The sequence below is a fragment of the Bosea sp. PAMC 26642 genome, from assembly GCF_001562255.1.
Classification (GTDB): Bacteria; Pseudomonadota; Alphaproteobacteria; order Rhizobiales; family Beijerinckiaceae; genus Allobosea.
The window spans coordinates 3,970,522-3,997,060 of record NZ_CP014301.1 but is presented as its reverse complement, the minus strand read 5'-3'; the positions used below and the strand labels follow the sequence as shown (position 1 = coordinate 3,997,060).

Below are 26,539 nucleotides of genomic sequence, written 5' to 3'. Positions count from 1 at the left end.
CATAGCCCTCATCCTTCGAGACGCCGCTAACGCGGTTCCTCGAGATGAGGGCTGTGCGGAGCCGAGACAGCAGCCTTAAAGAACCCGCTCGTAGTTGATCACAAAGTTCTTCGGGTCGGGCCGGCGCTGGGTGTCGAGATTGTAGAGGGAGACGCTGGTCTCGTAGCCCTGGGGGTCGATGACGACCCATTGCCGCAGCTCATTGGAGGTGAGGTCGTAGTTCAGCGTGATCTTGGAGGTGCCGCCCAGTGTCGAGCGGTCCTCGATCTTGACCGAGAGGATATCGCCCTTGGTGCTGGTGCCGGTGACGATGGAATCGCGGGCGAGGTCCATGCGTTCCTTAACCAGGAACTTCAGCGGCGTCTGGCCGATCGAATAGAGATCCTGCGTCGCCAGTTTCCTGTCGCGGATCGCGACGGAGGTTCCGTCGGCGATGACCTCCATGGTCACGGGAGGGCGGTATTCGAAACGCATCTTGCCCGGGCGCTGGATGTAGAGCTTGCCTTCGAAGCGGCGTCCGTCGGCGGCGAACTGGATGAAATCGGCCTGAAGATTCGCAAAGCCGTTGAAATAGGCGTTCAGCATCTCGACCGCGTCCTGCTGCGACAGCGGCCCGCTTGCTCGCGCCGCGGGTTTGGCCGGAGCCGTGGCGACGCGGACAGGCGCAGGCTCGGCCGATGCGGTGAGAACGGGCGCGGCAGTGGCGGTGGTCGCGGTGCGGGGGAGCCCGAGATTCTGCGGCCGCGCGGGCGGCAATGGCGTGGCGCGCGGCGGTTTGGGAGCGATTGCTGCCGGCGCAGCCGGCTGAAGCTGCAAGGGCTGGGCATGAAGCCCGCCGAGCGACGCTGCCAGGCCGAGGGCGACAAGCGCGCCGATCGAGGCCTGCATCGGGAGTTTGCGTGTCATGAGCAGAACGCTCCAATGGTTTCGGCCAAGACGGCCGGGATCGTCGCACCTTTGCGCGTCGTTGGCACGTTTTCGATCGGACAACGCGTCGGATCCTCGTCAGGTTGCAGCAGCGTCATGGCAATTTGACGGCTGCCGAGACGGTTTCGTCGATCGCACTGACGCGGCTCAGTCCTCGTCCTCGCGGGCGCGGCCGGTCTCGACGAGGATTTCGCGCTTGCCGGCGTGGTTGGCGGGGCCGACGATGCCCTCGGTCTCCATCCGCTCCATGATCGAGGCGGCGCGGTTGTAGCCGATCTGGAGGCGGCGCTGGATGTAGGAGGTCGAGGCCTTCTTGTCGCGCAGCACGACGGCCACTGCCTGGTCGTAGGGGTCCTCGCTCTCGGCCTGGCCCATGGCGCTCTTGTCGAAGACGGCGCCGTCCTCGCCTTCTTCGGCAGCAGGCTCCTCCTCGGAGGTGACGGCGTCAAGATATTGCGGGCGCCCTTGCGTCTTGAGATGGGCGACGACCTTCTCGACCTCGGCGTCGGAGACGAAGGGGCCGTGGACGCGGGTGATGCGGCCGCCGCCGGCCATGTAGAGCATATCGCCCTGGCCGAGCAGCTGCTCGGCGCCCTGCTCGCCCAGGATGGTGCGCGAATCGATCTTGGAAGTGACCTGAAAGGAGATTCGGGTCGGGAAGTTGGCCTTGATCGTGCCGGTGATGACGTCGACCGAGGGACGCTGCGTCGCCAGCACGACGTGAATGCCGGCCGCGCGGGCCATCTGGGCAAGCCGCTGGATGGTGCCCTCGATCTCCTTGCCAGCGACCATCATCAGGTCGGCCATCTCGTCGACGATGACGACGATAAAGGGCAAGGCCTCGAGGTCCATCGCCTCTTCTTCGTAAATCGCCTCGCCGGAATGCCTGTCGAACCCGGTCTGCACGGTGCGGGTAATGACTTCGCCTGCGGCCTTCGCCTCGCCGACGCGGGCATTGAAGCCGTCGATGTTGCGGACACCGACCTTCGACATCTTCTTGTAGCGCTCCTCCATCTCGCGCACGGCCCATTTCAGCGCAACGACCGCCTTCTTCGGGTCGGTGACGACGGGCGTCAGCAGATGGGGAATGCCGTCATAGACGGAAAGTTCGAGCATCTTCGGATCGACCATGATCAGCCGGCACTCTTCGGGCTTCAGCCGGTAGAGCAGCGACAGGATCATGGTGTTGATCGCGACCGACTTGCCCGAGCCGGTGGTGCCGGCGACGAGCAGATGCGGCATCTTGGCGAGATCGACGATGACCGGCTCGCCGCCGATGGTCTTGCCGAGGCCGAGCGCCAATTTGTGCTTCGAACTCTCGAAATCCTGGCTCGCCAGCAGTTCGCGCAGATAGACCGTCTCGCGCTTGGCGTTGGGGAGCTCGATGCCGATCGCGTTTTTGCCCGGGATCACCGCGACGCGGGCGGAGATCGCGCTCATCGAGCGGGCGATGTCGTCGGCCAGCGAAATCACGCGGGAGGATTTGGTGCCCGGAGCGGGCTCGAGCTCGTAGAGCGTCACGACGGGGCCGGGGCGGACCTGCGTGATCTCGCCGCGCACGCCGAAATCCTCCAGCACGCCTTCGAGCAGCGTGGCGTTCTGCTCCAGCGCATCGGTCGAGATCGCGTTGGCGGGCAGCTTCTTCGGCTCGCCGAGATAGGTCAGTGGCGGCAGCTCGAACTGGTCGCGGTCGAGCAGCGAGGGCTGCGCCTCACGCTGGATGCGCTTGCCGGGCTTCGGCGAGACCGGCGGGGCGGTCACGCGCGGGGCGTTCAGGTCGCGGAGATCCTGCGGCTCGTCGTCGTCCTGGTCGAAGGCCTCGCCCACAGGCGCGCGCGCGCCGGGCAGGGGTTCCGGTGCAAAGACGGGCGGCGCGGGCCGGGCCGGGCCGTCGCCGAACTGCGGTTCGCGGCGGACGCGCCCGATCGAAGGCGCCGATGGGACCGGGCCAAGGCCGGTGCTGGCCAAAGGCTCCGGAGGGCGGGGCATACGGCGCATGACCATGCTTTTCAGCGCCATGGCGCCATGGGCCAACCAGCCGATCAGGATTACCGAAAGGCCGGGCTCGTCGTCGCGGCGATCCTCGTTGTCCGACCAGGATTCGTCCTTGTCCTCCACCTCGGCAATCGGATCCTCGTCGGCGACGAAGCCGAAGCCCGCTGCGGCGGTAATCGAAAGGATTGCGATGCCGGCATAAAGGAAGCCGACAAGGCCACCGAGCGCATTGCCGGCTATGCCAACCAGGTTGCGAGTGCCCAGCAACAGCCCGTCGCCGATGACGCCACCCATGCCGGTGGGCAGGGGCCAGCGCGGCGTGGCCGGCAGCGCGCTGGCGACGGCTGCGGTCGCCGCGATCCCGACGACCCAGAGGCCGAGCTTGAGCGCGCCGCGGTCGAAGACATGAAGCCGCGCCAGCCGCAGCGACCAGATCAGCGGCGGAAACAGCATGGCGACGACGCCGAGCCCGAGCAGCTGCATGGCGAGGTCCGCTACCATGGCGCCGGGCTGGCCGAGCCAGTTGCCGACGGCACCGCCCGTGGCGTTGCTGAGGCTGGGATCATCGACCGACCAGGTGGCGAGCGACAGGGCGATCGCGGTGGTCAGTGCGAGCAGGCCGAGTCCCGTCATTTCGGCGGCCCGGCGCGACAGGAACTCCCGCACCGGATCGGGCAGGCGGTCCATCAGCGAAGCGGAACGTCTTATCGTGCGCATAAGGGGCTGGCCGTCTCTCGGGAAAACGCCGGCCGCGTCGTTTCCGGCCTCTCCGGTCACGTTAGGAAGCGCAGGTTAAGACCCGCTTAACCTTGGCCGGCGCGGAGCCCTTTGCTGCAGGATCGACGCAAAGAAAAACCCCGGCGGTTTCCCGCCGGGGTCGAATGTTTCACATGAAACGCTTCTCAAAAGTCAGAGCATGATGTCGTCCGAAAACCGGTTCGCACTTTTCGGCATCATGTCCGATATCAGGCGTGGTAGGCGCGCTCGCCATGTTCGGCGATATCGAGGCCTTCGCGCTCGGCGTCGGGAGCGACGCGCAGGCCGACGATGACATCGACGATCTTGTAGAGGATCAGCGAGCCGACGCCGCTGAACACCAGCGTGAACAGAACGGCCTTGGCCTGCGCCATGAAGGCCGCAGCGAACTCGTAGGTTCCGACCGCCAGCTCGCCCGGCTTCGAAGCGTAATCCGGGATGCCGGCGCCGCCGAGATCGACATTGACCAAGATGCCGGTGGCTAGCGCGCCGAGGATGCCGCCGATGCAGTGGATGCCGAAGACGTCGAGCGAGTCGTCATAGCCGAGCGCGTTCTTGACGGTCGAGCAGAAGACGAAGCAGACGACGCCGGCGATGAGGCCGAGCACGATGCAGCCCATCGGACCGGCGAAGCCGGCCGCAGGGGTGACCGCGACGAGACCCGCGACCGCGCCGGAGACCATGCCGAGCATCGAGGGCTTGCCCTTGACCGCCCATTCGATGAAGAGCCAGCCGACCGCCGCCGCCGCCGTGGCGACGAAGGTGTTGATCATGGCGAGAGCCGCCGTGCCGTTGGCCTCCAGGTTGGAGCCGGCGTTGAAGCCGAACCAGCCGACCCAGAGCAGGGCGCCGCCGATCAGGGTCATCGTCAGCGAATGGGGAGCCATCAACTCCTTGCCGTAGCCGATGCGCTTGCCGAGCAGAATGCAGCCGACGAGGCCTGCGATACCGGCATTGATATGCACGACGGTGCCGCCGGCGAAGTCGAGCGCACCCCATTTGAAGAGCATACCGGCATCGGCGTTGACCGCATCGAGCGCCGCCTGGGCAGCCGCCTTGCCGTCGGCAGGAGCTTCGGCGAGAGCCTTGGCGGCATTGCCGACGAGGTCAGGACCGCCCCAGTACCAAACCATGTGGGCCATCGGGAAGTAGATGAAGGTGACCCAGAGCACGCTGAACAGCAGCAGCGCCGAGAACTTCATGCGCTCGGCGAAGGCGCCGACGATGAGGGCCGGCGTGATGCAGGCGAAGGTCATCTGGAAGCAGACATAGACATATTCCGGGATGACGACGCCGTTGGAGAAGGTCGCCGCGACCGTGGTCGCATCGACGCCCTTCAGGAAGGCCTTGGAGAAGCCGCCGACATAGTCGTTGAGGCCGCCGCCATTGGTGAAGGCGAGCGAATAGCCGAAGAAGACCCAGAGCAGGGAGACGATGCAGACGATGGCGAAGACCTGCGTCAACACCGAGAGCATGTTCTTGCTGCGGACGAGGCCGCCATAGAACAGGGCCAGCCCCGGAATGGTCATGAGCAGGACCAGCACGGTCGAGCTCATCATGAAGGCGACGTCGCCCTTGTTGGGAACGGGCGCGGCGGGCGCGGGGGTCTGCGCAAGCGCGGTACCGGCGGCGGCGAGCGCCACTCCGACAAGTCCGGCCCGGCTGAGGGTCTTGAAGTCCATCTTGGGAAACTCCTGAAAAGATCGAGGGCTCAGAGGGCGTCGCTGTCGGTCTCGCCGGTGCGGATTCGCACGGCCTTCTCGATCGACGAGACGAAGATCTTGCCGTCACCGATCTGGCCGGTGCGGGCGGCCGCGGTGATCGCCTCGATCACCTTGCCGACGAGTTCGTCCGAGACGGCGACCTCGATCTTGATCTTCGGGAGAAAGCTCACGGCGTATTCGGCGCCACGGTAAATCTCGGTGTGGCCCTTCTGTCGGCCATAGCCCTTCACTTCCGTCACGGTCAGGCCGTGTACGCCGATGGCGGTGAGCCCGTCGCGCACCTCCTCCAGCTTGAACGGCTTGATGATAGCCATCACGATCTTCATTGCAGGGTTTTCCCCGTTACGCCGCCCGGAAGTCAGCCCCGGCGATCTTGTTGCGCCTCGCGCACCTGCCGGCAGCCGGCGCACGTCGTTCAGTCGTAATTCAAGCAGCGTGCCAACCGCCGCAGTGCACTATGGGCGGCTGACGCGCGAAAATAAGGGCAAGCGCGTGCACGCGCGGCACAATTTGCGCACGTAATAAGCAAATGTCTAATTATTAGGCTGTTCGGCGGGCGGAGCCTAAGCCAGATCGGGCCTTGGCCGAATCAGCCCTTCCTGCGCCACAGACGCAACGAGCCGGCCCTGTCGATCGAAGACGAGTCCGCGCGAAAAGCCCCGCGCGCCGGATGTCGAGGGGCTGTCCTGCGAATAGAGCAGCCACTCGTCGGCGCGAAAAGGCCGGTGGAACCACAGGGCATGGTCGAGACTCGCGCCCTGGATGCGCTTGTCGAATACGGTGGTGCCATGGGCGATCAGGCTTGAATCGAGCAGCATGAGATCGGAGGCATAGGCCAGCACGCTCTGGTGGATCGCCGGTTCGTCAGGCAGGCGCTCCATGGCCTTGATCCAGACGTTGAATTTCGGCTCCATCTTGCCGCCGGTGACATAGCGCTCGAGTTCGACCGGCCTGATCTCGATCGGGCGCTCGCGCTGGTAATAGGCGCGTACCGCCTCGGGCATATGCGGCAGGACGCTACGCTTCATCTCCTCGCGATCGGGGAGATCCTCGGGCATCGGCACGTCGGGCATCGGCATCTGGTGTTCGTAGCCCTCCTCGGCGACCTGGAAGGAGGCGGACATCGCGAAGATCGCCTCGCCTTTCTGGATCGCGAGAATGCGCCGCGTGGTGAAGGAGCGGCCGTCGCGCAGGCGGTCGACTTCGTAGACGATCGGGATCGTGGGGTCGCCCGGCAGCAGGAAATAGGCGTGCAGCGAATGCGGCTGGCGGTCCTCGACGGTCTTGCAGGCGGCATAGAGCGCCTGGCCGATGACCTGGCCACCGAAAACGCGCTGCCAGCCGACTTCGGGACTGCGACCCCGGAACAGGTTGCGCTCGAGCGGCTCGAGGTCGAGGATCGACATCAGGGAGTCGCTGATCTGGGACATGCTCGGCGGGCTCTTGCTTGGCGTTCGAGCAGGCTGGCCTGCCTGCGTCGGTAGGGTTAGGTACGAAGACTTGCCGGCTGCATCAGCAACGACGGGTTGCGCGGCGTCAAGCCGCGTATCGGGCGATGCGGCCGTCGGCCGGGAGCAGGACATGACAGCCCAAGAGCTATCCGCGCGGGATCGCATCATCATCGCCGGTGGCGGTATTGCCGGGCTTTCGCTGGCACTGGCGCTCAAACAAGCGCTTGGCGAGGCGTTTTCCGTGATTCTGGCCGATCCCAGCCTGGCGAAGCCGCCTGCCGAGGACCGTGCCTATGCCGTGGCCGCCGCCGCCCAGGCTATGCTGCAGGCACTGGACGTCTGGCCGGCGATCGCTTCGACCGCCCAGCCCATGACCGAGATGGTGGTGACCGACAGCCGCAATCCCGATGTGGTGCGGCCCGCCTTCCTGACCTTCGACGGCGAGGTCGAGCCCGGGCGGCCTTTCGCCCATATGGTCGAGAGCGCGACCTTGCTGGCGGTGCTACTGGAGCGCTGCAAGGTGTCCGGCGTGGAGCTTCGGCCCGAAGGCGTCAGGCGCTTCCTCAATGAGGAGGGCGCGATCACGGCGGTGTTCGCCGGCGGCGAGCGGCTCGATGCCGCCTTGCTGGTCGCAGCCGACGGCGCCCGCTCTAAGCTGCGCGAGATGGCCGGCATCGGCTGGGTCGGCTGGGCCTATAACCAGATGGGGCTTGTCGCGACGCTGAGCCATGAGCGGCCCCATGGCGGGCGCGCCGTCGAGCATTTCCTGCCGTCGGGACCCTTCGCTATCCTGCCGCTGAGCGATGGCGGGCGGCTCGGCCACCGCTCGTCGATCGTCTGGACCGAACGGGCGGAGAACGTGCCCGCGCTGCAATCGCTGGACGATATCGACATGCTGCTGGAGATCGAGCGCCGGTTCGGACCGGAGCTGGGTGAGCTGGCGCTGGAGAGCCCGGTCAGAGCGTTTCCGCTCGGCTTTGGCGTGGCACGCCGTTTCGTCGGTGACCGGCTGGCCCTGCTCGGCGACGCGGCCCATGTCATCCATCCGATCGCGGGCCAGGGCCTCAATCTCGGCCTGAAGGACGTGGCGGCCCTGGCCGAAACGATCGTCGATGCCGCGCGGCTCGGGCTCGATGTCGGCGAGGCCGAGGTGCTCGAAGGCTATGAGCGGGCGCGGCGCTTCGACACGGTTGCGATGGGAGCAGTGACGGACGGCTTGAACCGGCTGTTCTCCAACGATTTGACGCCGGTCCGGCTGGCACGCGATCTGGGGCTCGGCCTCGTCGACCGGCTGCCGGGGCTGAAGCGCTTCTTCATCCGCGAGGCGGCCGGGATCGCGGGCGCGCCGCCGCGATTGCTGCGGGGCGAGGCGTTGTGATCCCTTCTCCCCTTGCGGGAGAAGGTGGCCCGAAGGGCCGGATGAGGGGTCGCGCAGCCGTCTGCAGGTCGGTGCCGAGCTCGCGATGAGGGGAGCCCGACCCCTCACCCCAACCCTCTCCCGCAAGGGGAGAGGGGGCAGGTCGGCGCCGCTTCAGCCGATACTCTACCCCTCCAGCTGCCTTGCCTCTTCCGGCAGCATGATCGGAATGCCGTCGCGGATCGGATAAGCGAGCTTTGCGGCGCGGCTGATCAATTCCTGCTTGCCGGCATCGTATTCCAGCGTGGTCTTGGTCACGGGACAGACCAGGATCTCCAGCAGCTTAGGGTCGATGCGGCTTTTCGTCGGTTCTGCGTCGGTCATGGCGTTCCTCGTCTAGGACTTGCGCGGCAGATCGGCCAGCATACCCGCCGCGACCATCAGCTTGGGCAGGGACAAGCCCGAAAGGGCGATGGCCTGGACGGTGCTGCGGATGCGCTCGGCTTCCGTGCTGCGTTCGGCGAGCCAGCTGTCGAGCGTGCCGCTGCCGCCCCCGCCGGCAGCGATCTCCTGCGTCAGCCCGGCATGGGCATCGACCAGGGTTTCGACGGCGCGGTCGCGGGCAAGGCGCTCGTAATCGTCGGTTGCCGGCACGGCTGCCGCCGAGCCTGCGAGGCTCGACAGCCCGAAGACCGAATCGACTCCGAAATGGATCCGCGCAACCTCCGCGATCGGCCGCCCGCTGCGTCCGGCGATATCGACGATGTCGGTCGCCTGCGCCAGGGCCGGCAGGCTGGCGACGCGCGTCGCGAGCGCTTCCGGCACGCCTTCAGAGACAAGCACCGCGATTCGCGCCGTGCGGGTCTGGGCCGCGGCCTCGGGCAGGAGAGCGTCGAGCTCGGTCGCGAGTTCGGCCACACCCTTGGCGTAATGCGCGACCGTCTGCTCGATCGCGCCGGGCTTTGCCACGCCCCGGCGCAGGAACCAGCTCATCCTGTCAGTGACCAGGGCCTGGGCCGCGCCATAGAGGCCGATCTGGGTCTTGCCGGGGATTTTCGCGTCGAGCGCGTCGATCGACGTGTTTAGAGCGAGGAGGTCGAAGGAATCGCGTGCGATGGCATAGGCCGCGGCGATGGCAGGGGCCTCGGCGCGGGTCTGGTCGGCGAGCGTCGTGACGATGGCGGGGCCGCCGCGGTTGACGATGGCGTTGGCGAGCTGCGTCGCGACGATTTCGCGGCGAAGCTTGTGGCCGGCGATCTCGGGGCCGTAGCCGTCGCGGAGGGCTTTCGGGAAATACCTGATCAGTTCGCTGTTCAGATAGAGGTCGTCCGGAACGGGCGATTCGAGCAGCGCATCGTGCAAGGCGAGCTTGGCATAGGCCAGCAGGACGGCAAGCTCGGGCCGTGTCAGGCCCTCGCCGCGCTTTTCGCGCTCGGCGATGATCGCATCGCTCGGCAGATACTCGACCGAACGGTCGAGCCGGCCCCCGGTCTCGAGCGACTGCATCAGGCGGCGCAGGCCCGGCGTCGCGGCCAGCCCTTGCGCCTCCGTCAACGAGAGCGCCAGCGTCTGCAGATAGTTGTTGCGCAGGACGAGCAGGCCGACCTCGTCGGTCATCTCCGCCAGCAAGGCGTTGCGGTCGTCTTCGGCCAGGCGGCCGTCCTTGACCGGCGCGGCCAGCGCGATCTTGATGTTGACCTCGACGTCGGAGGTGTTGACGCCGGCCGAGTTGTCGATCGCGTCGGTGTTGAGCTTCACGCCCTTGCGCGCCGCCTCGATGCGGCCGCGTTGGGTCGCGCCGAGATTGGCGCCCTCGCCGATGACCCGCGTCCTCAGATCGCTGCCGGTGATGCGGATCGCGTCGTTGGCGCGGTCGCCGACCTGGGCATCGCTCTCGTCCGTGGCGCGGATATAGGTGCCGATGCCGCCGAACCAGAGCAGGTCGACCCGGGCCTTCAGGATGGCGGTCATCAGTTCCGGCGGGGTGACCTCGGCTTTCGGCAGATCGAGCAGCGCCTGCATCTGGGGCGATAGCGGGATGCTCTTGGCCTGCCGCGAGAACACGCCGCCGCCGGGCGAGATCAGCGACTTGTCGTAGTCCTGCCAGGACGAGCGAGGCAGATCGAACAGGCGCTGGCGCTCGGCCAGCGTCCGTGAAGGATCGGGCTCGGGGTCGAGAAAGATGTCGCGATGGTCGAAGGCGGCGATCAGCTTGATCGCCGGGGAGAGCAGCATCCCGTTGCCGAAGACATCACCCGACATGTCGCCGACGCCGGCCACGGTGAAGGGCGTCGTCTGGATGTCGATATCGACCTCGCGGAAATGGCGCTTCACCGCCTCCCAGGCGCCGCGCGCTGTGATGCCCATCTTCTTGTGGTCGTAGCCCTGAGACCCGCCGGAGGCGAAGGCGTCGCCGAGCCAGTGGCCCTTTTCCAGCGAGAGCGCGTTGGCAGTGTCCGAGAAGGTCGCGGTGCCCTTGTCGGCGGCGACGACGAGATAGGGATCGTCGCCGTCATGACGCACCGTGTCGGCCGGCGGAATCACGGTCTCGCCGTCGAGATTGTCGGTGAGTTCGAGCAGGGTGCGCACGAAGATGCGGTAGCTCTCTGTGCCCTCGGCGAGCCAGGCCGCGCGGTCCGTGGCCGGTGGCAGCTGCTTGGGGACGAAGCCGCCCTTGGCGCCGACCGGTACGATGACGGCGTTCTTGACCTGCTGGGCCTTGACGAGGCCGAGCACCTCGGTGCGGAAATCCTGCGGCCGGTCCGACCAGCGTAGCCCGCCGCGCGCGACCTTGCCGAAACGCAGATGGATGCCCTCGACGCGGGGCGAATAGACGAAGATCTCGTAGAGCGGACGCGGCAGCGGCAGCGAATCGACCTTCGCGCATTCGTATTTGATCGAGATCGTGCCGCGCGGATGGCCATCGGGGCCGATCTGGAAGAAATTGGTCCGCAGGGCCGCATCGATCAGATTGACGAGACGGCGCAGGATACGGTCCTCGTCGAGGCTGGTGACGGCGTCGAGCGCGGTCTCGATGCGCTCGCGCTCGGCCGAGATCCTCGATTCGCGATCGCCAGCTTCGATCCGGGGATCGAATTTGGCGAGGAAGAGGGCCACGATGCCCGATGCGATGCCGGCATGGCTCGTCAGCGCATCTGCGATGTAGCCCTGGGCATAGGGCGCGCCAATCTGCCGGAGATAGCGGCCGAGCGAGCGCAGCAGCGCGGCTTCGCGCCAGGCAAGTCCCGCCACCAGCACGAGCTGGTCGAAGCGGTCGGATTCGGCAAGACCCCGGAACTGCGCCATCAGCGCGGCCTCGATGATGGGATCGAGGCGTTCGATGTCGATGCCGCCGTCGTCGGCGCGCTCCAGCGTCATGTCGTGCAGCCAAACGCGTATCGGATCGGATGCCTCGCCAGCGCCCGAGGCCGGCTGCGGCGTCATGTCGAAGGTGCGTTCATTGACGACACGGAAGCCCATGTTCTCCAGCACCGGGACGCGGGCCGAGAGCGAAACCGGTTTCCCGCGCGAAAACACCTTGAGGTTGGCGCGCGTCGCCGCGTCGCCCTCGCGACGGTAGAGATTGACCGCGCGTGGCCGCTCGCCCGAGAGCTTCTGCAGCATGTCGATGTCGATGAGCGCATCCGCAGGCGAAAAGCGCTCGCGATAGGCGGCACCGAAGGCCTCGGCGAAGCGCTCGGCCAGCGCGCGTGCCTTCGGACCGGCCTTTCTCTCGTCGAGCACCTCCTTGAGCCCATCGGGCCAGGTCCGCACGATCGCGGCGATGCCGGCTTCGAGGGTCGCCTGGTCGATCCGCGGGGTTTTGCCCTCATCGCGGCCGATGATGTAGTGCGTGCGGGCGAGCGGGCCTTCGGGATAGGCCGGGTAGGCCGCCGAAAGCCTGCCCCGATAGATCTCCGCCAAAAACTCGCCGACGCGGCGGCGGACCTGGGTATCGTAGCGATCCTTGGGAATGAAAACGAGAACCGAAACGAAGCGGTCGAATTCGTCGACGCGGGCGAGGGCGCGAATGCGCGGGCGCTCGGTGAGCTGAAGGATGTCGACGGCGAAGCGCTCCAGCGTCTCGGCGTCGATCTGGAAGAGCTCGTCGCGCGGATAGGCGTCGAGCACATTGAGCAAAGCGCGGCCGGAATAGCTCGCGGCGTCGAAACCGGTGCTCCTGGCGACGCGGGCGACCTTGAGGCGCAGATAGGGGATGGCGCGGGCGCTGCCGGTATAGGCGTTCGATGTCAGGAGGCCGACGATGCGCAGCTCGCCGTCGAGGCGACCATCGGGGGTGAACAGCTTGACGCCGACATAGTCGAGATGGACGCGCCGGTGCACACGGCTCTTGACGTTGGCCTTGGTGATGATCAGCGCCAGCGGCTTGGCTAGGAAGGCCCGGATCTCGGGCGTCGTCACCACCATCTCACGGTTCTTGCGCAGCACCCGGACGGTCGGGTCGCGCAGAATCCCCAGGCCTGAGCCGTCGATCGGATCGGCTGCCGCATCGCCGCCGGGAAACCGGTAGGCGCGCATGCCCAGGAGTGTGAAATTGTCGCCGGCAATCCATTCGAGGAAGTTCAGCGCTTCGGCGACCTCGTCTTCCGGCAGCGGCGGCGGGTTGGCGCGATAGGCCTGGATCACTTCTGTGATGCGGCCGCGCATGGCCGCCCAGTCCTCGACCGCCAGTCCGACATCGGCATAGACCAGCTCCAGCCCGACCTTCAGGCGCTCCCGCGCCTCGATCGTGTCGATGCGGTCGAGATGGATGTGGATCAGGCTCTCGCGCCGCGTGCCCTCGGGCGCGCGGCCAACGGCCTCCCCGGCCAGCGAGAGGAAACGACCGTCGGCGTCGCGGGCAACGGCCAGGATGGGGTGGGCGACGAGCCGGGGTTCGAAACCCTGTTCGCTGAGCTCGGCCAGGGTCGAATCGAGCAGGAACGGCTTGTTGTCGTTGACGATCTCGAGGATCGTGACCTGGCGCTCGCGCTCGCCGATGCTGAAGGCCTCATCGCGGAACCGGAGCCTGATCTCATCGTGCGGGCGCGGTTCGACGAGCAGCCCATAGGCATAGGCCGCAGCCCGGGCCAGCATATCGGCCGGCGGCGCCACCAGATCCTCCGCCGCGGCGCGGCCAAAAAGCAGGCGCGGGAAATCGGCGGGCATGGCGGGATGGTCCTGCGCGGCGCAGGCCTCGATAGCCGCGACGGCCGCTGCCGTCGCATTCGTCAACCGCTTCGCCATTCGTCCCACCCCTGTTATTTTGCCGCAGCGATGACATAGCCCGCGCGGCTGTTCAACTTTTGTCGAGACCCGGCTTCCGCCGACGCAGGATAGACCCATTTCAGGCCGCTTTTGAAGTTCCCGTAGCCCCGACAATCAGGATTCGCAGCATGGCGACAAAGCATGACAAACCGAAGGTGAGCGAGACTCCCTCGCCCCAGGATGTCGATCAGGCCGCCATGGCGCTGGAACTGGCGCAGGGGCAGTTATCGGCGGAAAACCGGGCCTATTTCGACAAATGCCTGGAGAAGCTCGGCTTCGTGCCGAATGTGCTGGTGTCATATGCGCATGACGACGCCAAGCTTTCGGCCTTCGCGGCCTTCTACAACGATCTGATGCTGGCGCCGTCGGGGCTGTCGAAGCTGGAGCGCGAAATGATCGCGGTCGCGGTGTCGGCCGTGAACCGCTGCTATTACTGCCTTACGGCGCATGGCGCGGCGGTGAGGCAGCTTTCGGGCGATCCGATTCTGGGGGAGCTGATGGTGATGAACTACCGTGCCGCGAAACTCTCGCCCCGGCATCGCGCCATGCTCGATTTTGCCGTCAAGCTGACCGAGACGCCGCATCTCGTGGAGGAGGCGGACCGTGCCGTCCTGCGCGCCGCAGGGTTCGGGGAACGCGACATTTGGGATGTCGCCGCGGTCGCCTCGTTCTTCAACATGTCGAACCGAATGGCGTCGGCGGTCGATATGCGGCCGAATGCGGAATACCATGGGCTGGGACGGTAAACTGCTGGCCACCAAAGAAAACGGCCAGCGCGGGCGCCGGCCGTAAGGTAGCCTCGACATCGATTGGCCCGGCCCGCCAAGACTCCGGGGGGCTGGGGGGCTGACAAATCCGGAGACCAGCAAAGCCGGGCCGTCGAGGCAACGATCAGGAGTTGAGCGGGGCAACACGGCCATGGCTGGGCGCGTTCGGGGCGAAAATGCGGCGCATCTGACGAAGCCGTGATCGGTACGGATGCCTTGCCAGCGCAACATCGCGGGAGCATCATCGTCACGTTATGCGCGAGGTTACGACCCGCCAGCAGGAGGCGAGATGAGCGAAAGCGAAACGCCGCAATCGCCGGCGACCGGCGGTGTCGTCGCCTTCCCGGGTGCAGCCAGACCTTCAGCCGTCACGTTCGATCGGCGCGAACTCGGCGAATTGCTGAACCTTTATGGGCGGATGGTCGCGGCCGGCGAATGGCGCGACTATGCGATCGACTTCCTGAAGGACAAGGCGCAGTTCTCAGTCTATCGGCGCTCCTCCGAAGTGCCGCTCTACCGGATCGTCAAGGATCCGGCACTGGCCAAGCGGCAGGGTGCCTATTCCGTGGTGGCGGCGACGGGCCTCGTGCTCAAGCGGGGTACGGAGCTGTCGCGGGTGCTGCGCGTGCTCGACAAGCGGCTGAGCGTGGTGAGCTAGGTATTGCACTCATAAGTTGTGCATAATCGGATTTTGCCGCTGACTGGCGGTTCGGTCGATGCCATCTTGCTTTTCGGGCGGGGTGACATCAACATGAGGCAGTTTCGCGCAGCGGCCACGGCTTTGATCGGCGTGCCTTTGGCAGGGTGCGCCATGCATCCGTTGCCGGAAGACTACTCCCGGTACAAGACGACGGACATTGTGCGGCAGGTGCGCTGCGAGGCGAAGGCCGCGCTCCGTTCGCAACTCATCAAATTTCTTTCACTCGACGACCAGACCAAACGGGCGAAAGACGTCGGGCTGAAATATAGCGACAATACGAACGAGATCGATCCAGCGGACTACGCCAAGCTCGACAAGGCCGCAAAAGAGGGTGTGGACGAGTACCGCAAAGCGGCCATCGCCTATGATTTCGAACTGGAGGCGATCGAGAACAACAAGTACGGGGCCGGCCTCGATCTGCTGAACCCTCTGGCTGGCGGAACGATCAATGCCGCCATTCGTGTCGGCAGCGATTTCCAGCGCAAGAACACACGCAATTTCACGATGACCGACAGCTTCCAGGACCTGCTGTTCAACGCGGACCTGCAATGCGGCAAGCCAGATCTCAGGTTCCGCCCGGCCTATCCGGTGACAGGAACGATCGGCCTTGGGGAGGTCTTCGACACCTTCGTCTCGCTCAACGAGTTCGGCAAGCTGCAACCGGGGGACAAGCAGAAGGCGCCCTATCTGAGCGATACGCTCTTCTTTCAAACCAAAATCTACGGCTCCGTCAGCCCGACGCTCGAGTTGCTCCCCGCCGGGCAGCGCTGGCAGACGATCGGCTCGCCGACAAACACAATCGGCGCCGACCGCACCGACAATCACAAGGTTACCATCACACTGACGGTCGATTCGACGCCGCCGGAGGCTCCAGCAGGGCGTGGCCGCACGGCACGCAGCGGCAAGGCCGTTCAGACCTCGCCGATCCAGCCCCTTTCGGTGCCGCCGGGTTCGACCCGCTTCAGGACAAATGCGGAGATCAACGCCGCAGAAGAAGCCAAGAATCAAAGTTTCCGGCAAATCCTGAAGGATAACAACCGGCTCTATCTGCCGCGGTAACCGTCGGGCGGGGCCCTGTCGCCCTCCCCCAATTCCTTCTGCATCAGCATCTGGTCGAGCCAGCGGCCGTGCTTGTAGCCGACCTTTTCGGCGATGCCGATCAGGCGGAAGCCGGCGCGCTCGTGCAGGCGGCGCGAGGCGCCGGTGCCGTCGCCGATCACCGCGATCATCTGACGGAAGCCGCGCTCGGCGCAGGCCCGCATCAGGGCGGCGAGCAAGGCGCTTCCGATACCGAGGCCCTGCGCGTCGGGCGCGATGTAGATCGAGTTCTCGACGGTCGCGCGATAGGCCGGGCGCGGGCGGTAGGCGCCGGCATAGGCATAGCCGAGCAGAATGCCGTCGCGCTCGGCTGCGAGCCAGGGATAGCCGCCGGCCAGGATAGCCTCATGACGGCGCAGCATCTCGCTTTCGTCCGGAGGATCGAGTTCCCAGGAGGCGGTGCCGTGCAGGACGGCGTGAGCGTAGATTGCCGTGATGGCGGGGATGTCGGCCGGCCCGGCCGGGCGGATCGAGAGCGTCGTCATTGGCGCGATGATGCCGGGTCGATCGCTTAAAAGAAAAGCCCCGGCCTTGCGGCCGGGGCTCGCTTTCCCCGCATGGCGGGGAAAGTTTTGATCACTCCTGCTTGCTGCCGAACAGCGAGAGCAGCATCTGGAACATGTTGATGAAGTTCAGGTAGAGCGACAGCGCGCCGTTCACCGAGAGCTTCGCGGCCGATTCCGCATCCATGTCCGAGTAGAGATACATCTCCTTCAGGCGCTGGGTGTCCCAAGCGGTCAGGCCGGCGAAGACCAGCACGCCGATCGCCGAGATGGCGAAGGACAGGGCGCTTGAGGCCAGGAAGATGTTCACGATCGAGGCGATCATCAGGCCGATCAGGCCCATGATCAGGAACGAGCCCATCGCCGACAGCGACTTCTTCGTGGTGTAGCCGTAGAGGCTGAGCGCACCGAAGGTCGCGGCCGTGATGAAGAACACCTTGGTGATCGATTCACCCGTGTAGACCACGAAGATCGACGACAGCGAGACGCCCATCACCGCCGCGAAGGCGAAGAACATGGCGCGCGCCGCCGAGGAGCTCATGCTCTCGGCCTTGAACGAGAAGAAGAAGATGAAGGCGAGCGGAGCCAGCATCACGACCCATTTCAGCGGGCTGAGATAGAGAGCCTGGCCGAGCGGCGTCAGAGCCGTGACCTTGCCGGTCGACGAAACGCCGGCGATCGCCAGCATCGAGATGCCGATGGCGGCGAGGCCGGTGATGGCCAGACCGATCGACATGTTGTTGTAGACGCCGAGCATGAACGAGCGCAGGCCCTGATCCATCTCGACGGCGCTGGTCTGCTGTGCGCGGCCGGCACCCCAGACTGGAGCATTGCGGTCGAAGTTGCTCATAAAAAGAGTTCCCCTGACGTTGAAAACGAGGCGTTATCGCCTTCGCGACAGCCACCATCGCGCACAATCGTGGCGATGGTGGGGAATATGAGGGGGATCGAACCGGCTTACAAGGGGCGGCAGGACGCGCGGCATGGTTAAGGCCGACAGTTCCATAGAAACGCTGCCCGTCGATCATGCAAAGCCGGGGTCCGGCCATGTCTATCGACAGGCTAGTTCAGGCGGTCGTCATAGATTACGCAGGTGAGATGCCGGTGCTTTCGCCAGTATTTTCAGCGTTCCAGCGAGCCCGAACAGTACGGTCACGGCGATCGCTGCAGTCGCGGCCAGCAAGGCGCCGGTCGGATCACTGACGAAATCTATGCGCATCACTTGAGTGACGACGCCCCAACCGGCCAAAGCGCCTGCGACAACGCCGAACAATGCCGCGACCAGCCCGATCCCGGCATACTCAAGGGCGTACGACGAAAGTATAAAGCGCCGGGTTGCGCCGAGCGTCTTCAGGATCATCGCGTCATAGAGCCGCGCCCGCTGCCCGGCGGCGAGCGCCCCGCCGAGCACGAGCAGGCTGGCCGCGATGGCGAGACCCGATGCGCCGCGGATGGCAGTGGCGAGCTGCGCGACGATCGTGTTGACCGCTTCCAGCGCATCCTTGACCCGGACAGCCGTCACCGAGGGGAATTCGAGCGCGAGCCGGCGCAGCAGCATGGCGTCGTCGGCGACCGGCCGGTCGGCAGCGGGCGTCACCGTAGCGAGGTTGGTGTGGGGGGCGCCGGCGAAGGTGTTCGGCGAGAACAGCATGACGAAATTGATGCCGAGCGAGCGCCATTCGACCGCGCGCAGATTGGCGATGCGGGCTGTGATGTTGCGGCCGAGGACGTTGACGGTCAGCGTGTCGCCGACCTTGAGGCCGAGGCCGGCTGCGATCGGTGCGTCGAAGGAAACCAGCGGCTCACCGCGATAATCGGCCGGCCACCATTCACCGGCGGCGAGTTTCGAGCCCTCGGGGATAGTCTCGCTATAGGTGATGCCGCGGTCGCCATCGAGCACCCAGGCGGCCTGCTCGGTCGCCTTGACGTCCTCGGCCCTCACGCCGTTCAGGCTGACGATGCGCCCGCGCATCATCGGGACGCGTTCCAGCACGGCGCCCGGCCGCTGTTCGGCAACGAAGGCGTCGAAGCGGGCCGATTCGGCGTTTGGAATGTCGAGAAAAAAGAAGCTCGGGGCCTTTTGCGGCAGCGCCTGGGTCAGTTGCCGGGTGATGCTGACATCGATGAAGGCGAGCGCCGAAAGGAGTGCAACCCCCAAGCCCAACGAGAGCACGAGCGAGGGCGTCAGCGCGCCGGGGCGGTGGCTGTTGGCGAGCGCCATGCGCAGCGAGGGATTGCGTGGCCGGGGCGTGATGCGAGCCAGCGCCATCAGGCCTGTCGAGACGCCCCGCAGCAGCAGGAAGACGCCGGTCATGACGCCGATATAGATTAGCGCGATGCGCCGCTCATAGGCGAAACCGACCGCGACGCCGACGAGGCCGGCCAACGCGAGCGCGCAGATCACCAGATAGATCGCGCGCGGGCGGCTCTGGTCGGGCGAAATCTGGTCGCGGAACAGGGCCGAGACCGGCACGTCATGGGCGCGGCCGAGCGGCAGGATCGCGAAGACGAGCGCGGTCAGGAGGCCGTAGAGCGCCGCGATCGCCAGTTCGCCCGGCGCCAGCGTCGGCTCGAAAGGCAGCGGCAGGATGCCCGACAGCACGTAGCCGAGCGCGAAGGGAGCGGCCGCGCCGAGCACGAGGCCGATCGCGGTGCCGAAGGCTGCGACCAGCATGACCTCGGTCAAATGGATCGCGACGACGCGTCCGCCGGTGGCGCCGATCGCCTTCATGGTAGCGAAATCGAGCTTCTTTGCCTCGACGAAGCGGCGCACGGCGTTGGCGACGCCGACGCCGCCGACCAGGAGCGCGGTCAGGCCGACCAGCGTCAGGAACTGGGTGAACCGTTCGAGATTGCGCTGGAAGCCGGGATTGGCGTTAGCGCGGGAGCGGATCTCCCAGCCGGCATCGCGTTGCTGCGTTCCCGCTGAGGCGATCAGGGCGTCGAGCGCAGCGTCGTTTGAGGCGGTGGCCGGCAGGATGACACGGTAGGTCCAGCGCACGAGGCTGCCAGGCTGAAGCAGACCGGTGGCGCGCAGCGCCTCCTGCGGCATCAGCAGGCGCGGGCCGAAGCCGACGCCGGCTGCGATCTTGTCGGGTTCGGAGACGAGATTGGCGCGCAGCTGGACCTTGGCTGCGCCGACGCTGATGGTGTCGCCGACCTGGAGGCCGAGACGGCCGAAGAGGACGGGGTCTGCCACCGCGCCGAACACACCGTCGCGCTGCGCCAGCAGTTCGGACAGGGGCGCTGGCTGGTCGGTGGTGACGGTGCCGATGCTCGGATAACTCGCATCGACCGCCTTGATCTCGACAAGGGCCGCGCCTTTCTCGCCGGCATTGGCCATGCCACGCATGGTCGCGATCGTGGAGACCGCGCCACGACCGCCGAGGAAGGCGAGTTCGGCCGGGCTTGCCTCGCGATGGATCAGGCTGAAGGCGGCGTCGCCGCCGAGGATGCGACTGCCTTCGCGGGCGAGGCCCTCGGTCAGGCCGCGCGAGGCCGAGGCGACGGCGGCGATCGCCATGACGCCGAGCGCCAGGCAGGCGATGAAGACGCCGAAGCCGCGCAAGCCGCCGCGCAAATCGCGCCAGGCAAGCCTGAGCGCCAGCGCGGCGCCTGACATTCCTGAGGGCGGGCGGGCAGACGGAGATGCGGCAGGCTTGACGGTCGCGTGCATGGTCAGGCCACCGCCAGATCGGCGTCGGCCTCGATGCGTCCGGCGCGCAGGCGCACGGTGCGGTCGCAGAGCGCGGCGAGCGCGAGATCATGGGTGACGAGCACCAGCGTCGCGCCACGCTCGCGCCGCAGCGCGAAGATCAGATCGACGATCGAGCGGCCTGTGCCCTCGTCGAGATTGCCGGTCGGCTCGTCGGCGACGAGGATGGCCGGGTCGGGCGCGACGGCGCGCGCAATGGCGACGCGCTGCTGCTCGCCGCCCGAAAGCTGGGCGGGATAATGGTCCATGCGGTCGCCAAGGCCGACATTGCGCAGCTCGGCTTCGGCGCGGGCGAAGGCATCCTCGCCGCCGGCGAGCTCCAGCGGCAAGGCAACGTTCTCGCGCGCCGTCATGGTCGGGACCAGATGGAAAGACTGGAAGACGATGCCGATGCGCTTGCCGCGAAAGAGCGCCAGACCATCCTCGTCGAGTTGGCCGAGATCCTGTCCAGCGACCCGGACGAGACCGGAATCGGGGCGCTCGAGGCCCGCCATGGTCATCAGCAAGGTCGACTTGCCTGAGCCCGAGGGACCGACCAGCCCGGTCGCCTCGCCGGAGGCCAGCGACAAAGAAACGCCCTTGAGGATATGGACGCGGGCTGCTGCACGCCCCAGACTAAGGTGGACATCCTGCAATTCGATCGCCGGCAATTCTGCTGCCGAGGCTCGCCGTTCGCTCATCACCCAATGATCCTGACTTCGAAATCCATCTTCCACTCCGCTCGCACCGCATCGCGGCTCAAGCGGGGCGAAATCGCGTCGCGCCCCGTTCGGGGGCGATATGGGCGCGCATCCGCGTTTGTCCAAATGCTGGGCGTGGCTTTCCTGCTCTGTTTCACGCTGTTTGCGGATGCCGCCATGGCCCAGATACCACCGACACGCCCGCTGAAACTGGTCGCGCTCGGCGACAGCCTGTCGGCCGGCTACAATCTGCCGGGCAATGCCGCCTTCCCGGCCGTTCTCGAGCAAGCGCTGCGCCAGAAAGGCGTCTCTGTCGAGATCGTGAATGCCGGCGTCTCGGGCGATACGGCGCAGGGCGGTCTGGAGCGGCTCGACTGGTCGGTGCCCGACGGCACCGACGGCGTGATCCTTGAACTTGGCGCGAACGATGCGCTGCGCGGGATCGATCCCGCCGCGACCGAGAAGACGCTGGATACGATCGTTGCACGGCTGAAGGCGCGCGGCATTCCGGTACTGCTGGCGGGAATGTATGCGCCGCGCAATCTCGGCCCGGAATATTTCCAGCGCTTCGACGGGCTGTTTCCGAGGCTTGCCGAAAAGCACAAGCTGATGCTTTACCCGTTCTTTCTGGAGGGCATCGCGGGCGACCGCGCGTTGAACCAGGCCGATCTGCTCCACCCCACCGCCGAGGGCGTCCGCGTCATCGTCCGGAACATCCTGCCCACGGTCGAGCGCTTTATCGCGGCGCTGCCCGCCAAATCCTAGAACGTGGCCGTCCGGCCCAATTCGTTTCCCCCACAGCCGCTGACTAGCCATTTCTCTGGAGTGCATTGCCATGGACTATCGCCGTCTCGGACGCACCGACCTCAAGGTCTCGGTGATTTGCCTGGGCACCATGACCTGGGGCCAGCAGAACACGGAAGCCGAGGGCCATGAGCAGATGGACTACGCGCTCGACCAGGGTATCAATTTCTTCGACACGGCCGAGATGTACTCGATCCCGCCCAAGGCGGAGACTCAAGGCTCGACCGAGCGGATCATCGGCAGCTGGTTCAAGGCCAGGGGCAATCGCGACAAGGTCATCCTGGCCTCCAAGATCCTGGGGCGCGGCACCAGCGACTGGCTGCGCGACGACAAGGGCCCGACGCGCGTCAATCGCGCCCAGATCTTCGAGGCCGTCGACAAGAGCCTGAAGCGGCTCCAGACCGATTATATCGACCTGTACCAGATCCATTTTCCGGAGCGGCCGATGCCCTGGGGGTCGAACCCGACCCGCTTCAGCAAGGCAGCCTTCGAGCGCCCGGCCGACGAGACGCCGATCGCCCAACAGCTGGACGCCTTCGCCGAGTTGGTGAAGGCCGGCAAGATCCGGCATCTCGGGCTTTCCAACGAGAGCGCCTGGGGCACGATGAGCTTCCTGCGCGATTCGGAGGGGCGCGGCGGGCCGCGCGTCCAGTCGATCCAGAACGCCTATAATCTGCTGAACCGCACCTTCGAGACGGCTTTGGCCGAAATCGCGCTGCGCGAAGATGTCGGGCTGCTAGCCTATTCGCCTCTAGCGCAGGGCTTCCTCACCGGCAAATATCTGGATGGCGCCAAGCCCGTAGGGGCGCGCACGACCCTGTTCGACCGGGGCCAGCGCTACCAGGTGGCGGGCGCCGAGGCTGCGATCAAGCGCTACATCGCGATCGCCCGGGAGGCGGGTCTCGATCCGGCGCAGATGGCGCTGGCCTTCGTGAATTCACGCGCGTTCGTCACCTCCAACATCATCGGCGCGACGACGATGGCGCAGCTCAGGACCGACATCGCCTCGGCCAATGTCACATTGTCGGCCGATGTCGAGGCGAAGATCGACGCGGTCCACCAGGAGGTAGGCAATCCCTGCCCGTGACGACGGGTTGTGATTGAAGCCCTCCTGTGGACGAATGGCTGCCCTGCCTGGCGGCCGTCTCGCCAGAGTCACAAAAACTTGGCACTGATTCGGACATGCCGAGGCTGTTCACAGCTCTTGAGATTCCCGCCGAGGTCGCCACGGCGCTAACGCTGCATCGTGGCGGCCTGAGCGGCGCCCGCTGGATCGATCCGGCCGATTATCACATCACCTTGCGCTTCCTCGGCGACGTCGATCGGCGGATGGCCAACGATGTCGACAGTTTTCTCGGCGATCTGCAGTCCTACCCCTTCGAGGTGACGCTGGACGGGCTCGGCAGTTTCGGCGGCGACAAGCCGCGCGCCGTGTTCGCCCGGGTCCAGCCGAGCGCGAAGCTGACCGAGCTGCAGGGCGATCTCGAGCGCTTGCTGCGGCGGCTCGGTTTGCCGGCCGAGGGCCGCAAATTCGTGCCGCATGTCACGCTCGCGCGGCTGCGCGATACGTCGCCGGTCGAGCTGGCGCATTATTTCGGGCAGCACGCGATCGTGCGGCCGATCAGCTTCACGGCGCGGCGCTTCACGCTGATGTCGTCGCGCGATTCGGTCGGTGGCGGCCCCTATGTCATGGAAGCCGCCTATCCGCTGGGGCCGGCCTATCCCAACCGTCTGCACCGGACGAATTTCCAGCGGAGATGACGATGCCCAAGCGCCTCAGCCCCGACGCCCGCAACGAAGCGCTGGTGACGCTGACCGGCTGGAAGCTCGTGGAGGGCCGCGAGGCGATCGGCAAGCGCTTCGTCTTCCGCGATTTCAGCGAGGCGTTCGGCTGGATGACGCGGGTGGCGATGCTGGCCGAGACGATGGGCCATCATCCGGAATGGGCGAACGTCTACAGGACGGTCGACGTGACGCTGGCGACGCATGATGCCGGCGGGCTGACGGAGCTCGACGTGCGGCTTGCGCGGGCGATGGATGCGATCGCCGCCTAAGGATCGGGCGACCAGCCGCAGGCCCGCAGGGCGGCCAGCATGTGCGGCGGCGGCGGTGCCTCGACATGGATCGGCGCGCGCTTGCGATAGAGCGGGATGGTGATGGAGCGGGCATGGAGCTGCAGCCCCGGTCCGCCGTCGCGCGGGGCGGTGCCGTAGATCTCGTCGCCGAGCATCGGCCAGCCCGAAGCAGCGCAATGCACGCGCAGCTGATGCGTACGGCCGGTCAGCGGCTCCAGAGCGAGCCAGGCAAGCGGGCCGGCTTCCCCGTCGCCGCGGCCAAGCACTCGGTATCGCGTCTGCGAAGGCAGGCCCTGCAGATCGACCTTCATCCACCAGCCGCGATCGGGCGATTTCTTCGCGAGCGGCAGGTCGATCAACCCGGTTTCGTCGGCGGGGCCGCCCTCGACGACCGCCCAATAGGTCTTGTCGATGCGGCCGTCGCGGAACATCTGGTTGAGTTCGGCCATGGCACGCGGGTGGCGGCCGAGAACGAGGCAGCCCGAGGTGTCCTTGTCGAGGCGATGGGCGGCCTCGGGCCGGCGCGGCAGGCCGAAGCGCAGGGCGTCGAGATGGTCGGTGAGCACGGGGATGACCCTATGCCGCGATTGCGGGCCGCGATGGGCGGGCAGGCCAGCGGGCTTGTCGATGACCAGCATCATCGCGTCGCGATAGAGCAGCGGAACGGGGAGTTCCGCGTCCTGCAGTTCTCGTTCCTGCTGTTCCTGCGAAAATGCTGGTTGATCGCGGCTCGTCATGGCATTGCGCTAGCGAAGGCCGGGCGGACGCGCAACCCAAGGGCTGCGACCGCGAGGCGACGGGACAGGCGATGAGCGAGACGCAACCGAAGAAACGCGGCTTCCTTTCGAAGCTTTTCGGGTTCGAGGACGACCTGCCGAAGGCGGCCGAGCCGCAGACCGCGCCCGAGGCCCTGCCGCAGCCCGAAGCCGAAGCGGCGCTTGCTCCCGATTTGCCGGCGGGCGAGAGCGCGCCGCCGCCGATCGCCATGCCGGAACCGGCGCCGCTGCCCGCGCCCCCGGTGATGGCGCCGCCCGCGATCGCCGAACCGCAGCCGAAGCGAAGCTGGTGGCGGCGGCTGACGGAGGGGCTGTCGCGGACCTCCTCGGCGCTGACGACCGGAATCACGGACCTCTTCACCAAGCGCAAGCTCGATGCCGGCACGCTGGAGGATCTCGAGGACATCCTGATCCAGGCGGATCTGGGCCTGGCGACCTCGGCTCGCATCGCCAAGGCGGTCGGCGAAGGCCGTTACGACAAGCAGATCGATCCCGCCGAGGTGAAGGCGATCCTGGCGCGCGAGGTCGAGGCGATCCTGACGCCGGTGGCGCTACCACTCTCGATCGACGCCACGAAAAAGCCGTTCGTGATCCTGATGGTCGGCGTCAACGGCTCGGGCAAGACGACGACGATCGGCAAGCTCGCCGCGAAATTCAGGGCCGAGGGCAAATCGGTGATGTTGGCCGCCGGAGACACCTTCCGCGCCGCCGCGATCGAACAGCTCAAGGTCTGGGGTGAGCGCACCGGCGCGGAGGTCGTCTCCGGCCAGCAGGGCGCCGATGCCTCGGGGCTGGCCTTCGAGGCGCTGCAGAAGGCGCGCGCCGCCGGCACGGATGTGCTGCTGGTCGATACGGCCGGGCGGCTGCAGAACAAGACGGGGCTGATGGACGAACTCGCCAAGGTTGTCCGGGTGATCCGGAAGCTCGATCCGGAGGCGCCTCATGCGGCGCTGCTCGTGCTCGACGCCACCGTCGGGCAGAACGCGCTGGCCCAGGTCGAGGTGTTCCAGCAGACGGCAGGCGTCAGCGGGCTCGTCATGACGAAACTCGACGGCACGGCGCGCGGCGGCATTCTGGTGGCGCTGGCGGCCAGATTCGGTCTGCCGGTGCATTTCATCGGCGTCGGCGAGAGCGTCGAGGATCTGGAGCCGTTCTCGGCGCGCGAGTTCGCGCGCGCGGTAGCGGGATTGGGAGAAGCGGCGTGACGAGCGACAACGGAGCCGACACCGCCGAGGCGGTCACGGAACGGGCGGCGGGCCGGCGCAACGTCCATCCGCTGCTCAAGCTCGCGCTCGAATTCGGGCCGCTGGCGATCTTCTTCTTCGCCAACTCCTATGGCGACCGGCTGTTCGGCGTGGCGCCGGACCGGCGCATCTTCGTGGCGACGGGCATCTTCATGGTCGCCTCGCTGGCGGCGTTGGCCCTGTCGCGCATCCTGATGGGCTATCTGCCGCGCATGGCGATCGTCAACGCCGTCGTCGTCAGCGTTTTCGGAGGGCTGACGATCGCGCTCGACGACGCCTTCTTCATCAAGGTCAAGCCGACGATCGTGAATGGGCTGTTCGGCTGCGTGCTGCTGGGAGGCCTGTTCTTCGGGCGCTCGCTGCTGGCGCTGGTGCTGGAGACGGTGCTGCAGCTCGACGAGGAGGGCTGGCGCAAGCTGACCTTCCGCTGGGGCCTGTTCTTCTTCGTGCTGGCAGGCTTGAACGAAATCGTCTGGCGCACCCAGACCCAGGATTTCTGGGTCGCCTTCAAGGTCTGGGGCGTGATGCCGCTGACCATGGCCTTCGCGCTGGCGCAGACGCCGCTGATCCTGAAGCACGAGATCAAGGCGAAGGCGGCTGAGTAGACTGCCGCGTGGGCCTCGCGATGCGCCTGTCATGCCGCAGGCGCATCGCGGAACCCTCGTTTGCGGCGCGCCTGACCGCTTGCGACCCGCCGGC

General features: G+C 66.5%; 22 protein-coding genes. 10 read left to right on the top strand and 12 right to left on the bottom strand.

What is annotated here, in order from left to right:
* Window positions 1-75: 75 nt before the first annotated feature.
* The 5 genes from AXW83_RS19245 to tesB all read right to left on the bottom strand — a co-directional run bounded on the left by AXW83_RS19245 (window position 76) and on the right by tesB (window position 6,832).
* On the bottom strand, window positions 76-906 hold the full coding sequence (locus tag AXW83_RS19245) for an outer-membrane lipoprotein carrier protein LolA (RefSeq protein WP_066616038.1): 831 nt from the start codon (window positions 904-906) through the stop codon (window positions 76-78).
* Window positions 907-1,074: 168 nt separating this feature from the next.
* Window positions 1,075-3,639: a DNA translocase FtsK gene (locus AXW83_RS19240; RefSeq protein ID WP_066616036.1), complete on the bottom strand. Its 2,565-nt coding sequence runs from the start codon at window positions 3,637-3,639 to the stop codon at window positions 1,075-1,077.
* A gap of 248 nt (window positions 3,640-3,887) precedes the next feature.
* Window positions 3,888-5,360, bottom strand: a complete 1,473-nt coding sequence (locus AXW83_RS19235; protein ID WP_066616034.1) for an ammonium transporter — start codon at window positions 5,358-5,360, stop codon at window positions 3,888-3,890.
* A gap of 29 nt (window positions 5,361-5,389) precedes the next feature.
* Window positions 5,390-5,728, bottom strand: coding sequence for a P-II family nitrogen regulator (locus AXW83_RS19230; protein ID WP_066616032.1), 339 nt, complete (start codon window positions 5,726-5,728; stop codon window positions 5,390-5,392).
* 237 nt (window positions 5,729-5,965) lie between these two features.
* Complete coding sequence (gene tesB / locus AXW83_RS19225; RefSeq protein WP_066616027.1) at window positions 5,966-6,832, bottom strand: acyl-CoA thioesterase II; 867 nt, start codon at window positions 6,830-6,832, stop codon at window positions 5,966-5,968.
* A 151-nt stretch (window positions 6,833-6,983) separates the two neighbouring features.
* On the opposite strand from tesB, the gene AXW83_RS19220 reads away from it, so the two are divergent.
* The gene (locus tag AXW83_RS19220) at window positions 6,984-8,231 is read left to right on the top strand and encodes a ubiquinone biosynthesis hydroxylase (RefSeq protein WP_066616025.1); all 1,248 of its coding nucleotides are present in this window, start codon (window positions 6,984-6,986) and stop codon (window positions 8,229-8,231) included.
* Window positions 8,232-8,396: 165 nt separating this feature from the next.
* On the opposite strand, the gene AXW83_RS19215 is transcribed toward AXW83_RS19220, so the two are convergent.
* A complete protein-coding gene (locus AXW83_RS19215) occupies window positions 8,397-8,594 on the bottom strand; it encodes a Trm112 family protein (protein WP_066616023.1) in 198 nt (65 codons plus the stop codon).
* A 12-nt stretch (window positions 8,595-8,606) separates the two neighbouring features.
* The gene (locus AXW83_RS19210; protein ID WP_066616021.1) at window positions 8,607-13,457 is read right to left on the bottom strand and encodes an NAD-glutamate dehydrogenase; all 4,851 of its coding nucleotides are present in this window, start codon (window positions 13,455-13,457) and stop codon (window positions 8,607-8,609) included.
* A 218-nt stretch (window positions 13,458-13,675) separates the two neighbouring features.
* Between AXW83_RS19210 and AXW83_RS19205 the strand changes: the two genes are divergently transcribed.
* The 3 genes from AXW83_RS19205 (at window position 13,676) to AXW83_RS19195 (ending at window position 16,004) form a co-directional block, all read left to right on the top strand.
* Window positions 13,676-14,224: a peroxidase-related enzyme gene (locus tag AXW83_RS19205; protein WP_066620852.1), complete on the top strand. Its 549-nt coding sequence runs from the start codon at window positions 13,676-13,678 to the stop codon at window positions 14,222-14,224.
* A 310-nt stretch (window positions 14,225-14,534) separates the two neighbouring features.
* Complete coding sequence (locus AXW83_RS19200; RefSeq protein WP_066616020.1) at window positions 14,535-14,903, top strand: DUF2794 domain-containing protein; 369 nt, start codon at window positions 14,535-14,537, stop codon at window positions 14,901-14,903.
* A gap of 33 nt (window positions 14,904-14,936) precedes the next feature.
* The gene (locus tag AXW83_RS19195; protein WP_066616018.1) at window positions 14,937-16,004 is read left to right on the top strand and encodes a hypothetical protein; all 1,068 of its coding nucleotides are present in this window, start codon (window positions 14,937-14,939) and stop codon (window positions 16,002-16,004) included.
* On the opposite strand, the gene AXW83_RS19190 is transcribed toward AXW83_RS19195, so the two are convergent.
* The 4 genes from AXW83_RS19190 to AXW83_RS19175 form a co-directional block, all read right to left on the bottom strand.
* On the bottom strand, window positions 15,989-16,528 hold the full coding sequence (locus tag AXW83_RS19190) for a GNAT family N-acetyltransferase (protein WP_066616016.1): 540 nt from the start codon (window positions 16,526-16,528) through the stop codon (window positions 15,989-15,991). The two genes, AXW83_RS19195 and AXW83_RS19190, sit on opposite strands and share 16 nt — an antisense overlap.
* A gap of 91 nt (window positions 16,529-16,619) precedes the next feature.
* Window positions 16,620-17,396, bottom strand: a complete 777-nt coding sequence (locus AXW83_RS19185; protein WP_066616014.1) for a Bax inhibitor-1/YccA family protein — start codon at window positions 17,394-17,396, stop codon at window positions 16,620-16,622.
* A 228-nt stretch (window positions 17,397-17,624) separates the two neighbouring features.
* A complete protein-coding gene (locus AXW83_RS19180; RefSeq protein ID WP_066616008.1) occupies window positions 17,625-20,222 on the bottom strand; it encodes an ABC transporter permease in 2,598 nt (865 codons plus the stop codon).
* A 2-nt stretch (window positions 20,223-20,224) separates the two neighbouring features.
* The gene (locus tag AXW83_RS19175) at window positions 20,225-20,941 is read right to left on the bottom strand and encodes an ABC transporter ATP-binding protein (RefSeq protein ID WP_066616006.1); all 717 of its coding nucleotides are present in this window, start codon (window positions 20,939-20,941) and stop codon (window positions 20,225-20,227) included.
* 177 nt (window positions 20,942-21,118) lie between these two features.
* Between AXW83_RS19175 and AXW83_RS19170 the strand changes: the two genes are divergently transcribed.
* From AXW83_RS19170 to AXW83_RS19155, 4 genes are all read left to right on the top strand, one after another.
* Window positions 21,119-21,706, top strand: a complete 588-nt coding sequence (locus tag AXW83_RS19170; RefSeq protein WP_236841717.1) for an arylesterase — start codon at window positions 21,119-21,121, stop codon at window positions 21,704-21,706.
* A gap of 70 nt (window positions 21,707-21,776) precedes the next feature.
* On the top strand, window positions 21,777-22,832 hold the full coding sequence (locus AXW83_RS19165) for an aldo/keto reductase (RefSeq protein ID WP_066616001.1): 1,056 nt from the start codon (window positions 21,777-21,779) through the stop codon (window positions 22,830-22,832).
* Window positions 22,833-22,927: 95 nt separating this feature from the next.
* Window positions 22,928-23,506 (top strand): RNA 2',3'-cyclic phosphodiesterase, encoded by a 579-nt coding sequence (gene thpR / locus AXW83_RS19160; protein ID WP_066615999.1) that lies wholly within the window; start codon window positions 22,928-22,930, stop codon window positions 23,504-23,506.
* A 2-nt stretch (window positions 23,507-23,508) separates the two neighbouring features.
* Window positions 23,509-23,799, top strand: a complete 291-nt coding sequence (locus AXW83_RS19155) for a 4a-hydroxytetrahydrobiopterin dehydratase (protein ID WP_066615997.1) — start codon at window positions 23,509-23,511, stop codon at window positions 23,797-23,799.
* On the opposite strand, the gene AXW83_RS19150 is transcribed toward AXW83_RS19155, so the two are convergent.
* Window positions 23,796-24,461, bottom strand: coding sequence for an RluA family pseudouridine synthase (locus tag AXW83_RS19150; protein ID WP_236841973.1), 666 nt, complete (start codon window positions 24,459-24,461; stop codon window positions 23,796-23,798). The genes AXW83_RS19155 and AXW83_RS19150 overlap by 4 nt on opposite strands.
* A gap of 71 nt (window positions 24,462-24,532) precedes the next feature.
* On the opposite strand from AXW83_RS19150, the gene ftsY reads away from it, so the two are divergent.
* Both ftsY and AXW83_RS19140 read left to right on the top strand, forming a co-directional pair.
* Window positions 24,533-25,801: a signal recognition particle-docking protein FtsY gene (gene ftsY, locus AXW83_RS19145; RefSeq protein WP_082767244.1), complete on the top strand. Its 1,269-nt coding sequence runs from the start codon at window positions 24,533-24,535 to the stop codon at window positions 25,799-25,801.
* Window positions 25,798-26,445: a septation protein A gene (locus AXW83_RS19140; protein ID WP_066615993.1), complete on the top strand. Its 648-nt coding sequence runs from the start codon at window positions 25,798-25,800 to the stop codon at window positions 26,443-26,445. Before ftsY ends, AXW83_RS19140 begins: the two co-directional genes overlap by 4 nt.
* The last annotated feature ends 94 nt before the right edge of the window (window positions 26,446-26,539 follow it).

What these genes read in the sequence shown, in the direction of transcription:
- AXW83_RS19245 (WP_066616038.1), bottom strand. Translation starts at nt 906, where the DNA reads ATGACACGCAAACTCCCGATGCAGGCCTCGATCGGCGCGCTTGTCGCC.
- AXW83_RS19240 (WP_066616036.1), bottom strand. Translation starts at nt 3,639, where the DNA reads ATGCGCACGATAAGACGTTCCGCTTCGCTGATGGACCGCCTGCCCGAT.
- AXW83_RS19235 (WP_066616034.1), bottom strand. Translation starts at nt 5,360, where the DNA reads ATGGACTTCAAGACCCTCAGCCGGGCCGGACTTGTCGGAGTGGCGCTC.
- AXW83_RS19230 (WP_066616032.1), bottom strand. Translation starts at nt 5,728, where the DNA reads ATGAAGATCGTGATGGCTATCATCAAGCCGTTCAAGCTGGAGGAGGTG.
- tesB (WP_066616027.1), bottom strand. Translation starts at nt 6,832, where the DNA reads ATGTCCCAGATCAGCGACTCCCTGATGTCGATCCTCGACCTCGAGCCG.
- AXW83_RS19220 (WP_066616025.1), top strand. Translation starts at nt 6,984, where the DNA reads ATGACAGCCCAAGAGCTATCCGCGCGGGATCGCATCATCATCGCCGGT.
- AXW83_RS19215 (WP_066616023.1), bottom strand. Translation starts at nt 8,594, where the DNA reads ATGACCGACGCAGAACCGACGAAAAGCCGCATCGACCCTAAGCTGCTG.
- AXW83_RS19210 (WP_066616021.1), bottom strand. Translation starts at nt 13,457, where the DNA reads ATGGCGAAGCGGTTGACGAATGCGACGGCAGCGGCCGTCGCGGCTATC.
- AXW83_RS19205 (WP_066620852.1), top strand. Translation starts at nt 13,676, where the DNA reads ATGGCGCTGGAACTGGCGCAGGGGCAGTTATCGGCGGAAAACCGGGCC.
- AXW83_RS19200 (WP_066616020.1), top strand. Translation starts at nt 14,535, where the DNA reads ATGAGCGAAAGCGAAACGCCGCAATCGCCGGCGACCGGCGGTGTCGTC.
- AXW83_RS19190 (WP_066616016.1), bottom strand. Translation starts at nt 16,528, where the DNA reads ATGACGACGCTCTCGATCCGCCCGGCCGGGCCGGCCGACATCCCCGCC.
- AXW83_RS19185 (WP_066616014.1), bottom strand. Translation starts at nt 17,396, where the DNA reads ATGAGCAACTTCGACCGCAATGCTCCAGTCTGGGGTGCCGGCCGCGCA.
- AXW83_RS19180 (WP_066616008.1), bottom strand. Translation starts at nt 20,222, where the DNA reads ATGCACGCGACCGTCAAGCCTGCCGCATCTCCGTCTGCCCGCCCGCCC.
- AXW83_RS19175 (WP_066616006.1), bottom strand. Translation starts at nt 20,941, where the DNA reads ATGAGCGAACGGCGAGCCTCGGCAGCAGAATTGCCGGCGATCGAATTG.
- AXW83_RS19170 (WP_236841717.1), top strand. Translation starts at nt 21,119, where the DNA reads ATGGCCCAGATACCACCGACACGCCCGCTGAAACTGGTCGCGCTCGGC.
- AXW83_RS19165 (WP_066616001.1), top strand. Translation starts at nt 21,777, where the DNA reads ATGGACTATCGCCGTCTCGGACGCACCGACCTCAAGGTCTCGGTGATT.
- thpR (WP_066615999.1), top strand. Translation starts at nt 22,928, where the DNA reads ATGCCGAGGCTGTTCACAGCTCTTGAGATTCCCGCCGAGGTCGCCACG.
- AXW83_RS19155 (WP_066615997.1), top strand. Translation starts at nt 23,509, where the DNA reads ATGCCCAAGCGCCTCAGCCCCGACGCCCGCAACGAAGCGCTGGTGACG.
- AXW83_RS19150 (WP_236841973.1), bottom strand. Translation starts at nt 24,461, where the DNA reads ATGATGCTGGTCATCGACAAGCCCGCTGGCCTGCCCGCCCATCGCGGC.
- ftsY (WP_082767244.1), top strand. Translation starts at nt 24,533, where the DNA reads ATGCTGGTTGATCGCGGCTCGTCATGGCATTGCGCTAGCGAAGGCCGG.